We start from the raw sequence: 11,411 nt of genomic DNA, 5'->3' as shown, positions 1-11,411 counted from the left end.
GCCTGCCATGCACAGCGTTTTCGTGGGCCCCGGACGGCGCAAATGGCCCTTCACGGCGGCGTCACACGGGATTTAGGTGGTTTCGGCGGTTCCGCAATGGCTTGTGCGACCATGGGGTGATACAGCCCCGGCATCCCTGCCCCTCCTGCTCCCCCTGAAAAAGCAATGACCAGAGAACGCCTGATCCCGCTCATCGTGGCCACTGCCTTGTTCATGGAGAACATGGATTCCACCGTCATCGCGACCTCGCTGCCGGCGATCGCGGCCGACATCGGCACCAGCCCGCTGACCCTGAAACTTGCGATCACCTCTTATTTGCTGTCGCTGGCGGTGTTCATTCCGGCGAGCGGCTGGACCGCCGACCGTTTCGGCGCGCGGATGGTGTTCAGCCTGGCGATCGCGGTCTTCATGGTGGGGTCGATCGGATGCGCGCTCTCCCACTCCGTCACCGATTTCGTGATCGCGCGCATCGTACAGGGCTTTGGCGGGGCGATGATGACGCCGGTCGGGCGTCTGGTGCTGCTGCGCTCGATCGACAAGAGCGCGCTGGTCAATGCGATGGCGTGGGTGACGGTGCCGGCGCTGGTCGGGCCCGTTCTTGGTCCGCCGCTCGGCGGTTTCATCACGACCTATCTGACCTGGCACTGGATCTTCCTGATCAACATTCCGATCGGATTGCTCGGCATCGTGATGGCGCTGCGCTATATCGATCCGATCCGCAGCGATAACCCCGAGCGTTTCGATCTCTACGGGCTGGTGCTGGCGGGAGTAGGTCTTGGCGGCATCGCGTTCGGGCTGTCGGTCGCGGGCCTCAATCTGTTGCCGTGGAGCTTCGTCATCGCGCTGGTTGCGGTCGGCAGCATCTCGATGACGCTCTATGTGATCCACGCCCGCCGGACGGCCTCGCCGGTGCTGGATTTTTCGCTGCTGCGATTGCCGACGATGCGCGCCAGCATCATCGGCGGCTTCATGTTCCGGCTCGGTATCGGTTCGTTGCCGTTCCTGCTGCCGCTGTTGCTGCAAATCGGATTCGGCCTGTCGCCGCTGCGCTCCGGCCTCGTGACCTTCGCCTCGGCGGCCGGCGCCATGGGCATGAAGACACTGGCGGCGCGCATCATCCGCACCTTCGGCTTTCGCAGCATCATGACCATCAACGCCATCGTCAGTTCCGTTTTCCTCGCGGCCTGCGCGCTGTTCACGGTCTCGACGCCATTGCTGCTGATCATGATCCTGCTGGTGGTCGGCGGCTTCTTCCGTTCGCTGCAATTCACCGCGATCAACACTTTGGCCTACGCCGAAGTCGAACCGGAGCTGATGAGCCGCGCCACCACGCTGGTCAGCGTCAACCAGCAACTGGCGGTGTCCGCCGGCGTCGCCGTCGGGGCAGCCTCGGTGGAATCCACCATGTGGCTGCACCATGTGACCGACCTGAGCGCCGGTCTGTTCGCGCCCGCCTTCATCGTGGTGTCGGTGATCTCGACACTATCGGCATATTTCTTCTGGGAGATGCCGGTTGACGCCGGTCATCAGGTATCAGGCCGCGGCGCTGTCGTCGTTGCCCCGCCGGAGCGCGACGCCGAACCGGAAGAGACCGCCGCCACCGAGACCGCCAACGCGCGCGATCAGCGGCTCGGATAGTTTCCGCGTGGCGCCACGCGGCGCCTTCACTCACCCCGGCCTGCCGCGGGAATTTTCGAGCTCAACCGCGCGAGGCTGTTGTTCAGCATCGTTTCATCCAACCGCCCTCCCGTCGAAGCGCCGAGCGCGCAATCGTACATGCGGTAGAACTGAAGACCGTCATAGGCGACCAGCAGCAAATCCACGCCTGCATTGAGGGCTTCGACGACGGCGGCACATACGCCGTGCTCGTAGATCGGACCCATCACCAGGTCGTCGGTGATGATGATGCCCTGATACCCCCATTTATTCCGGATCAGATCGTTGATGACGCGCCTGGAGTGCGATGCCGCCTTGTTTGGATCGATCGCGGTAACCGCGACATGTCCGACCATCAGATAGGCGCTCGACCGCGCCAGAACCTGACGGAACGGCATCCAGTCCGTGGCCTCCAGCTCGGCAACCGGCGTCGCGAGATCGGCGCGAAAATGATGGGTATCCGCCTGCACGCGCCCCAGGCCAGGAAAATGTTTCACCGTTGCCTCGACGCCATTGGCCTCGAGGCCTCGCGCATAGGCCGCCGCGATAGACGCCACGACTTCCGGATCGCCCGAGATCGCGCGGCGGCTGATCAGGCTGTTGAAGTCGAGTGGATTCGGCGCCCCGGTCCGCAGCAGATCGACGACGGGCGAGAAATTCAGCGTGACCCCAAGCGCCGCCAGCTCACGACCTTGGGTTCGACCAAACTCTTCGGCCTTCGCCAGCCGCTCGGCCGGCGGCAATGCCGCCAGCGTGGCGAGCGCGGGCAGTCCCGTCAGCGGTGGAGACATGTGGGAAACGATGCCGCCTTCCTGATCCGCGGCGACGATCAGGGGTGGAAGGCCCCTCGCACTTCGTATCGCTTGAAGCTGCGAGATTTCCGATCTCAAGGCGTCGGCCGTGCGCCCCTCGATGTTGTGCCGGGTGACGTAGATCCCGCCGATCAATCCCTTGGCGGCAAGCGACGCAATCTCGTCGAACGACGAATAGCCGACGATAAAATGTCGTCCCAGTTCCTGCGCCCGCCGGCCTTCCGCGTGAAGCACGGCGTGCTTGCGCCCATGAAAAACCGTCACCGCGGACAGCATCGCCAGCGGCGCCAGGCACCACAGCAGGACCAGGACTTTGCCGGCGACGCCTCCGCGACGCCAATATCCGCAAACGAGCAACGCGCCGATCCCGGCAAGCTCGCTGATCATCAAAGCCACATGTCCCCAGCCGCGGATCATCACGAGATAAGGATCGTAGAGTTTGGCGCTGACGAAGATCAGGACCGGCGCCACGCACCAGAGTGCGATCGTGGCCAGACGTTTGAGCATGCGAAACAACCGAGTTGCGACGGAGACCGATCAGCCGGCCTCCGCGAAACGTCAGCTATCAAAGACTTTATGTCGCTTGCGTGTGCCGATCGGCGTTTGCACAAAAGCTGCAAGACAATCCTGAAATTCTGCCAAGCAAAACGGCGGCGCCGTAGGGTGGGCAAAGCGCAGCGTGCCCACCATAGCAATGGTTGCAAAAGATAAAAATAGTTGGTGGTCACGGCGCGAGCGCGCCTTTGCCCACCCTACGACTCTACGATTCCTTTGACCCACCGCGAAACCCGATCGCAAGCACGTAGCGCTCGGAGGAATCCTGCCGGCTCGAGGCCGGCTTGACGTGCTTGACCGTCGCAAAGTCGCGCTTGAGCTGCGCCAGCAGATCGGCATCGGCGCCGCTCTGAAACACCTTAGCGACGAAGGTACCGCCGGGATTGAGCACGTCGGCGGCGAACGCCGCTGCCCCCTCCACGAGACCGAGGATACGCAACTGATCGGTCTTGCGATGGCCGGTGGTGTTGGCGGCCATGTCGGACAGCACCACATCGGCGCGCCCGCCGAGCATTGCCAGCAGTTTTTCCGGCGCATCGTCTTTAAGAAAATCGAGCTGTGCGAAACTGACGCCCCCGATCTCCGGCATCTCCAGAAGATCGATCGCGATGACCTTGCCCTTGCCGTCGGCCGCACCGGTACGCTTGGCCGCGACCTGGCTCCAGCCGCCGGGCGCCGCGCCAAGATCGACCACCGTGATGCCCTGCTTGAGGAAATGATGCTTGTCGTCGATCTCGAGCAGCTTGTAGGCCGCGCGCGAGCGGAAGCCGTCCCGCTTGGCCTGCGCTACGTAGGGATCGTTGAGCTGGCGTTCCAGCCACAATTTCGATGACAGCTTGCGCTTGCCACCGCTCTTGACCGTGACGTGCAGCCGGCCGGTGGTGTCCTTCGCCATATCTGTCTTGCTTGCCTTGTGTCAGTTGCCCGCGCTCTAGAGCGTTTTCGAGCGAAGTGGGTACCGGTTCGCGTGAAGAAAACGCGTCCAAACAAAAGACTAGAGCCCCGTTCCGATTCCATCGGAACGGAAAAGGCTCTAGCACATCGCGGGATGATGCGCCTACCGGCATATGCCGAGCACGCCGTCCTCGCGCATCATCTCGACCAGCATTCCCTCGCGCAGGCCGCGATCGGCGACCCGCAGCCGCGGCAGTGGAAATGCATCACGGATTGCGTCGAGGATGGCGCAGCCCGCCAGCACCAGATCGGCGCGTTCGATGCTGACGCAATGATTGTCGGCGCGTTCCTGATAGCTCATCGCGAGCAGGCGCGCGATGGTCGCCGATATGTCGGCGTTGCTCATCCAGACGCCGTCAATCCGCCGGCGATCGTATCGCTGCAGATTGAGATGCACGCCGGCCAGCGTCGTCACCGTGCCGGAGGTGCCCAGCAAATGCATCCCCTCGAGATCGCCACCATGCTCGGCGGCGAAGCCGGCGATGTGTTTTGCCACTTCCTGCACCGTCAACGCATAGGACTGCGTCGTGACGTCCCTGCCGCCGAAACGCTCGGCCAGGGTGACGACGCCGAGCGGGATCGACATCCATGCCTTGATCCGGGGCGCCGCGTTTGGCTCAGTCGGATCGCGCTCGATCCGGACCAGTTCGGTCGAGCCGCCGCCGATGTCGAACAGGATGGCGCCTCGCCCGTCCGGGTCGAGCAGCGGCGAGCAGCCGAGCACCGCGAGGGCCGCTTCGGTCTCGCGGTCGATCACCTCCAGCCGGATGCCGGTTTCGGCCGCGACGCGGTCGCGGAAACCGGCGGCGTTGGCGGCCGCGCGGCAGGCCTCGGTTGCGATCAGCCGCAGCCGCCGGGCCTTCCTCAACGCAATCTTGTCGCGGCAAATGCTCAGCGCCGCGATCGCGCGCTCGATCGCGGCGTCGCTGATGCAGCCGGTCGTCGAGATGCCCTCGCCCAAACGGATGATCCGCGAGAACGAATCGACCACGCGAAAGCCATCGCCGGTGGGACACGCGATCAGCAGCCGGCAATTGTTGGTACCGAGGTCGAGCGCGGCATAGACGCCGGTCCCGGCGCCCGCCGAATGGCTGATTGCGGGCGAGCTTTGCCCCGACAAGCCTTGTCCCGACAGGCCTTGCCCCGACAAGCTTGGGCTCACCGCCGCGACCGATTGTTGCGGGCTTTCGCATGGCTCAAGGCCATCGCGAAGCCGCGTATCGTCGTTCATCAAACTGTCTTTCCACGGCCATCGTGGCCGGCTGGGAGTTCCGTTCACAGAAACTTTAGCAGCGCCGGCCCGGCGCGCAACAGCAGGCACATAGGACTATGCCCAATCAGGCGTTGTCGTTGGGGTTTCGCTGGTTTATCTCGGGGTCACCGCCGCGAAATCGTGCAAATGCCGGCATTTCAGGTCCCTTACATGCAAGATCACACCGCTCCGTCCTCGCTGGAAAACGCTATCGCACTGCAAAAATACGGCGTCGGACAGCCGGTCCGGCGCAAGGAAGACGACACCCTGGTGCGCGGCAAGGGTAAATACACCGATGATTTCGCCCTGCCCGGGCAGGTCTACGCCTGGATCGTGCGCTCCAGCCACGCCCACGGCATCCTCAAGGGCATCGACACCTCGGCTGCCAAGGCCTTGCCGGGGGTGCTCGGCGTCTGGACCGGGGCCGATCTTGCTTCGGCGAATTACGGCCCATTCACCTGCGGCCTGCCGCTGAAGAGCCGAGACGGGTCGCCACTGCTGCAGACCAACCGCATGGCGCTCGCGACCGACAAGGTGCGCTATGTCGGCGATCCCGTGGCGTTCGTGGTGGCGGAAACGCTGGCGCAGGCACGCGACGCGGCCGAGGCGGTCGCGCTCGAGATCGATTCCCTGCCCGCGGTGACCAATGCCGAGGAGGCCGCAAAACCCGGCGCGCCGCAGCTTTACGACCACATCCCGAATAACGTGGCGCTGGATTATCATTTTGGCGACACCGCCAAGATCGATGCGGCGTTTGCCGGCGCCGCCCACGTGACCAAGCTCGATATCGTCAACACCCGCGTCGCCGTGGTGTCGATGGAGCCGCGGGTCGCGATCGGCGCCTACGACAAAACCAGCGAGCGCTACACCATCCAGGTGCCGACCCAGGGCGTTTCGGGCAACCGGGCGACCTTGGCCAAGCTCCTGAACGTCCCCGCGGAGAAGGTTCGCATCCTGACCGCGAATGTCGGCGGCTCGTTCGGGATGAAGAACATCAGCTATCCCGAATATACCTGCATCCTGCATGCGGCGAAGGCGCTGGGGCGGCCGGTCAAATGGACCGACGAGCGCTCGACCAGCTTTCTGTCGGACAGCCAGGGCCGCGCCCAGATCATCCATGCCGAGCTGGCGCTGGACAGCGACGGCAAGTTCCTCGCGGTGCGTCTCAACGGTTACGGCAATCTCGGCGCCTATATCAGCGGCGTTTCGCCGGGCCCCCTCTCGCTCAACACCGGCAAGAATCTCGCCAGCGTTTACCGCACGCCGCTGCTCGGCGTCGACATCAAGACCGTGCTGACCAACACCACGCTGATGGGCGCCTATCGCGGCGCCGGGCGGCCCGAGGCGAATTATTACATGGAGCGGCTGATCGACCGCGCCGCCGAGGAGATGGGCATCAACCGGCTCACCTTGCGCAAACGCAATTTCATCAAGCCCGCGCAGTTGCCGTTCGCAGCCGCCTCCGGCGTCACCTATGACAGCGGCGACTTCCAGGGCGTCTTCGACAAGGCGCTGGAGATTTCCGATCACGCCAATTTTGCCAAGCGGAAGAAGGAAAGCCGCAAGAACGGCAAGTTGCGCGGCATCGCGGTCGGCTCCTATCTCGAGGTCACCGCGCCTCCGAGCGGCGAACTCGGCAAGATCACATTCGAGCCGGACGGCTCGGTGAAGCTGACCACCGGCACGCTGGATTACGGCCAGGGTCATGCGACGCCGTTCGCGCAGGTGCTTTGCGCGCAACTCGGCGTGCCCTTCGAGAAGGTCACCCTCGAACAGGGCGACAGCGACCTTGTCCGCTTCGGCAACGGCACCGGCGGCTCGCGCTCGATCACCGCGACCGGTCAGGCCATCGTCGAATCCTCCGCGCTGGTGATCGCCAAGGGCAAGCAGGCCGCGGCCCATCTGATGGAGGCCTCCGAGGGCGACATCGAATTCGCCAACGGCCGCTTCACCATCGCCGGCACCGACCGCAGCATCGATATCATGGAGCTGGCGCGCCGCACCCGCGAGGGCAAGATGCCCGAAGGCCTACCCTCCTCGCTCGACGTCGATCACAACAGCAAGGATACGCCCTCGACCTTCCCGAACGGCTGTCATGTCGCGGAAGTCGAACTCGATCCCGAAACCGGCATCGTGCAGATCGTGCGCTATAGCGCGGTCAATGATTTCGGCGTCGTCGTCAATCCGATGATCGTCGCGGGCCAGCTGCATGGCGGCGTCGCGCAGGGCATCGGCCAGGCGCTGATGGAGGAAGTCAGCTACGACGAAAGCGGCCAGCCGATCACCGGCTCGTTCATGGACTACGCGATGCCGCGCGCCGGCGACATTCCGCTGATGGAAGTCAGCGATCATCCGTCGCCGGCAAAATCCAATCCGCTGGGCACCAAGGGCTGCGGCGAAGCCGGCTGCGCCGGCAGTCTGGTCTGCCTCGTCAACGCGGTGGTCGACGCGCTCTCCGAATACGGCATTTCGCACATCGACATGCCGCTGACCCCGGAGCGGGTCTGGCGTGCCATTCAGGATGCGAAGAAGACGAAAGCGGCGTAGGCGGCGAGGAATAACGCCGTTGTTTTTTTCCGTCATGGCCGGGCTTGTCCCGGCCATCCACGTCTTTAACGCTAAAGAAAGTCGTGGATGCCCGGCACAAGGCCGGGCATGACGAACTTGAAATTCAAGACACTGGTCGAATCCAAAGCCCGGCAATGACGGCGCGTTTACGCCGCCGCCTGCTCGCGCGGCTGATAGATCGCGATGTGGTGGCAATGCGCCAGCGCCGTCTTGCCGTTGGCGATCACGAGCGCGTCGAGCTCGACGAAAAAGTGACCCTTCTTTTCGTAATTGCCGGTGACTTTCGCACGCGCGGTGATCTCGTCGCCGGCTTTGCCCGCCGACAACAGCTGCATCCGGCTGCCGACGTGAATCCAGGGGCCGAGGATGGCATTGTCGACCAGCACCTTGTTCATGACTTTCTGCAACATGCCGGGATGACCGAGGCCTTCGCGGGCATAGATCGGATCGGCCTCGCGGACATCCGTCAGATATTCTGTCGCGGCATCGCCGGCCCAGACGCGCGGCGCACTGCCGAGCCATTTGCCGAGTTCGTACGAGGCCGAATTGACCGGCCGCCGCTCGGCCACCGCAGCGACATCGCGGTAATCCGAGATCGAGAACGACGGCACCGAAGCCGGCAGCGATGCCGTGCCGGTGGCGCAGCGATCGCCGCGGCTGTCCACCGCGATCGACAACACACCATCACTTTCGCGGCCAGTAACGTCGGCGAACTCGCCGTCATAGACCGGCTTGACGAAGCGGGCCTCGATCAGGCCGCGCTCCAGAAACGCCCGGCCCCATTTCGCCACCGGCACATGGACCATGTAGGCCAGCACATCGACGCCCGGGACCAGTCCGCCGCTGAAGCCGAATTTCCGCGCCACGGTGTCGTCGTGAATCTTGTTTTCCGACATTTTTGAGGTGTTGTAGGCCGATACGCGGTAGGTTTCGAGCGGATCTGTCATGCCTGTTCCCTGATTTATAGCGTTTTCGAGCGAAGTGGCACCCGGTTCGCGTGAAGAAAACGCGTCAAAACAAAAATTCAGAGCCCGGTTCTGATTAAATCAGAACCGATCAGGCTCTGGGCTGCTTTTCTGGGCATAATCCTACGCCGACAAAGTGCCGTGGCAAGCCGGTTTGGCCGGGTGTTTCCCTCGCATTTTTGCATGCAATGGAGTACCACCCGGCACAGGGCATACAGCCCCAGCAAACCCCAACCGATGACGCCCGAATTGACCGCCACCCGCATCTATGTCGACGCCGATGCCTGCCCTGTAAAAGACGAGATCTATCGCGTCGCGGCCCGGCACGCGCTGCCGGTCAGCGTGGTCGCAGGCCAATTCATTCGGGTGCCGCAGGATCCGATGATTGAGCGCATCGCTGCCGGTTCCGGGATGGACGCCGCCGACGACTGGATTGCGGAACGTGCCGGCAAGGGCGATATCGTGATTACCTCGGATATCCCGCTGGCGAGCCGTTGCGTCAAAGCCGGCGCCGAAGTGATCGCCCCGAACGGCAAGCCGTTCACGGAAGCCTCGATCGGCATGACCTTGGCGGTTCGTAATCTGATGACCGATCTGCGTTCGTCTGGTGAGGTCACCGGCGGCCCCAAATCATATGCTCCGCGCGACCGCTCGACATTCCTGTCGGCGCTCGATCAAACCATTCGCCGCATCCAGCGCCAGCAGGCCACCCAGCCTGCGATCAAACAAGATTGAAGTGAGCCTATGGCGCCCCCACTGATTCAACTAAAAGACATCAAGCTGACCTTCGGCGGCACGCCGCTATTGTCGGGCGTCGAGCTGTCGGTATCGACCGCCGAACGCGTTTGCCTGATCGGCCGCAATGGCTCGGGCAAATCGACGCTGCTCAAGATCGCGGCCGGCCTGGTCGAGCCCGACAGCGGCAGCCGCTTCGTGCAGCCCGGTGCGACCGTACGTTATCTGCCGCAGGAGCCGGATTTTACCGGCTTTGCGACCACGCTGGCCTATGTCGAAGACGGCCTCGCGCCGGGCGACGACCACTATCAGGCCCGCTACGTGCTGGAACAACTCGGCTTGCATGGCGACGAAGACCCCGCGCATATCTCCGGCGGCGAAGCCCGCCGCGCGGCGCTGGCGCGGGTGCTGGCGCCCTCGCCCGACATTCTGCTGCTCGACGAGCCCACCAACCATCTCGATCTCACCACCATCGAATGGCTTGAAAGCGAGCTCGGCAGCCGCCGCAGCGCGCTCGTGATCATCAGCCATGACCGCCGCTTCCTGTCCAATCTGTCGCGCTCCACCGCCTGGCTCGATCGCGGCCAGATCAAACAGATCGACAAAGGCTTCAGCGCCTTCGAAGCCTGGCGCGACGAGGTGCTGGCTGAAGAAGAGCGCGACCAGCACAAGCTCGACCGCAAGATCGTCAATGAAGAGCACTGGCTGCGCTACGGCGTGTCCGGGCGCCGCAAGCGTAACGTCAAGCGGCTCGGCAATCTCTATGCGCTGCGGGAGCAGCGGCAGGATTATCGGGGTGCGGCCGGCAATGCCAATCTGGCCGCCTCCGAAGCGGACAAATCAGGCAAGCTGATCATCGAGGCCAAGGGGATCGGCCGGACCTATGGCGATCGCAGCATCGTCGAGGATTTCTCGATCCGGGTGCAGCGTGGCGACCGCATCGGCATCGTCGGGCCGAACGGCGCCGGCAAGACCACGCTGATCGAAATGCTGACCGGCGGCAAACCGCCGGATCGCGGCAGCATCCGGTTCGGCGCCAATATCGAGATGGCGACGCTCGACCAGCACCGCGAAAGCCTCGATCCGAAATCGACCTTGGCGGACGCTCTGACCGGGGGCGGCAGCGACAACGTCATGGTCGGCGGCAAACCAAGACACGTGGTCAGCTACATGAAAGACTTTTTGTTCGCGCAGGAACAGATGCGCACGCCGCTGGAAGTCCTCTCCGGCGGCGAGCGCGGCCGGCTGATGCTGGCGCGGGCGCTGGCAAAGCCCTCGAACCTGCTGGTGCTGGACGAGCCGACCAACGACCTCGACCTCGAAACCCTCGACGTGCTCGAAGAGATGCTCGGCGACTACGAGGGCACCGTGATCCTGATCAGCCATGACCGCGACTTCCTCGACCGCGTGGTGACCTCGGTGATCGCGCCGGAAGGTGACGGCCGCTGGATCGAATATGCCGGCGGCTATAGTGACATGTTGAAACAGCGCGGCGCCGATCTGAAGCGCGAGGCGGCGAAGGTTGCGGCTGACGACCGCAAGGAATCCGGCAAGGGCGCCAAGGCCGGGGCGTCCTCCGGCGCCTCAAAGCGCAAGCTGAATTTCAACGATAAGCACGCGCTGGAAACGCTGCCGAAGACCATGGCGAAACTACAGGCTGAAATAGCCAAGCAGCAGCGGTTCCTCGACGATCCCAATCTGTACAAGAAGGATCGCAAGAAGTTCGATTCCGCCTCTGCCGCGCTGTCCACGGCGCAAAAGGAATTGCAGGAAGCCGAGGATAAATGGCTCGAGCTTGAAGTGTTACGCGAAGAGATAGAACAAGCTTAGGCGGCGGAAGATTTTCTGCCGTCATTGCGAGGAGCGCAGCGACGAAGCAATCCAGTCTTTCTTTGCGACTCTGGATTGCTTCGC

Annotated in this window: 8 protein-coding genes; 4 read left to right on the top strand and 4 right to left on the bottom strand. The window is 63.5% G+C overall.

All coding sequences use genetic code 11. From position 1 onward, the window contains the following. Positions 1 to 165: 165 nt before the first annotated feature. Positions 166 to 1,638, top strand: a complete 1,473-nt coding sequence (locus GSQ88_RS18355; protein WP_159009142.1) for a DHA2 family efflux MFS transporter permease subunit — start codon at positions 166 to 168, stop codon at positions 1,636 to 1,638. Between the two features lie 26 nt (positions 1,639 to 1,664). Here GSQ88_RS18355 and GSQ88_RS18350 read toward each other — a convergent pair whose 3' ends face one another. From GSQ88_RS18350 to GSQ88_RS18340, 3 genes are all read right to left on the bottom strand, one after another. Then, positions 1,665 to 2,975 carry a glycoside hydrolase family 3 N-terminal domain-containing protein gene (locus tag GSQ88_RS18350; RefSeq protein WP_159009141.1) on the bottom strand — a complete coding sequence of 437 codons (1,311 nt, stop codon included), beginning with the start codon at positions 2,973 to 2,975 and terminating at the stop codon, positions 1,665 to 1,667. A 253-nt stretch (positions 2,976 to 3,228) separates the two neighbouring features. Further along, positions 3,229 to 3,918, bottom strand: a complete 690-nt coding sequence (locus GSQ88_RS18345; protein ID WP_159009140.1) for an RlmE family RNA methyltransferase — start codon at positions 3,916 to 3,918, stop codon at positions 3,229 to 3,231. A gap of 162 nt (positions 3,919 to 4,080) precedes the next feature. Then, on the bottom strand, positions 4,081 to 5,208 hold the full coding sequence (locus tag GSQ88_RS18340; RefSeq protein ID WP_159009139.1) for a Ppx/GppA phosphatase family protein: 1,128 nt from the start codon (positions 5,206 to 5,208) through the stop codon (positions 4,081 to 4,083). A gap of 192 nt (positions 5,209 to 5,400) precedes the next feature. Between GSQ88_RS18340 and GSQ88_RS18335 the strand changes: the two genes are divergently transcribed. Next, on the top strand, positions 5,401 to 7,776 hold the full coding sequence (locus GSQ88_RS18335; RefSeq protein ID WP_159009138.1) for a xanthine dehydrogenase family protein molybdopterin-binding subunit: 2,376 nt from the start codon (positions 5,401 to 5,403) through the stop codon (positions 7,774 to 7,776). 167 nt (positions 7,777 to 7,943) lie between these two features. Here GSQ88_RS18335 and GSQ88_RS18330 read toward each other — a convergent pair whose 3' ends face one another. After that, a complete protein-coding gene (locus GSQ88_RS18330; protein ID WP_159009137.1) occupies positions 7,944 to 8,744 on the bottom strand; it encodes a hypothetical protein in 801 nt (266 codons plus the stop codon). 255 nt (positions 8,745 to 8,999) lie between these two features. On the opposite strand from GSQ88_RS18330, the gene GSQ88_RS18325 reads away from it, so the two are divergent. Together GSQ88_RS18325 and GSQ88_RS18320 are read left to right on the top strand one after the other, a co-directional pair. Beyond that, positions 9,000 to 9,497, top strand: a complete 498-nt coding sequence (locus tag GSQ88_RS18325) for a YaiI/YqxD family protein (RefSeq protein ID WP_159009136.1) — start codon at positions 9,000 to 9,002, stop codon at positions 9,495 to 9,497. 9 nt (positions 9,498 to 9,506) lie between these two features. After that, entirely contained in the window at positions 9,507 to 11,327 is a 1,821-nt protein-coding gene (locus tag GSQ88_RS18320) for an ABC-F family ATP-binding cassette domain-containing protein (protein WP_159009135.1), read from the top strand. Positions 11,328 to 11,411 lie beyond the last annotated feature (84 nt).

Source organism: Bradyrhizobium sp. S69 (assembly GCF_009766005.1).
In the GTDB taxonomy this organism is placed as follows: domain Bacteria; phylum Pseudomonadota; class Alphaproteobacteria; order Rhizobiales; family Xanthobacteraceae; genus Bradyrhizobium.
The sequence above is the reverse complement of the archived record's forward strand: the minus strand, read 5'-3'. Positions and strand labels throughout refer to the sequence as shown.

Bases quoted from the DNA above. Each gene is read 5' to 3' on its own strand.
- GSQ88_RS18355 (WP_159009142.1), top strand. From the start codon at position 166: ATGACCAGAGAACGCCTGATCCCGCTCATCGTGGCCACTGCCTTGTTC.
- GSQ88_RS18350 (WP_159009141.1), bottom strand. From the start codon at position 2,975: ATGCTCAAACGTCTGGCCACGATCGCACTCTGGTGCGTGGCGCCGGTC.
- GSQ88_RS18345 (WP_159009140.1), bottom strand. From the start codon at position 3,918: ATGGCGAAGGACACCACCGGCCGGCTGCACGTCACGGTCAAGAGCGGT.
- GSQ88_RS18340 (WP_159009139.1), bottom strand. From the start codon at position 5,208: ATGAACGACGATACGCGGCTTCGCGATGGCCTTGAGCCATGCGAAAGC.
- GSQ88_RS18335 (WP_159009138.1), top strand. From the start codon at position 5,401: ATGCAAGATCACACCGCTCCGTCCTCGCTGGAAAACGCTATCGCACTG.
- GSQ88_RS18330 (WP_159009137.1), bottom strand. From the start codon at position 8,744: ATGACAGATCCGCTCGAAACCTACCGCGTATCGGCCTACAACACCTCA.
- GSQ88_RS18325 (WP_159009136.1), top strand. From the start codon at position 9,000: ATGACGCCCGAATTGACCGCCACCCGCATCTATGTCGACGCCGATGCC.
- GSQ88_RS18320 (WP_159009135.1), top strand. From the start codon at position 9,507: ATGGCGCCCCCACTGATTCAACTAAAAGACATCAAGCTGACCTTCGGC.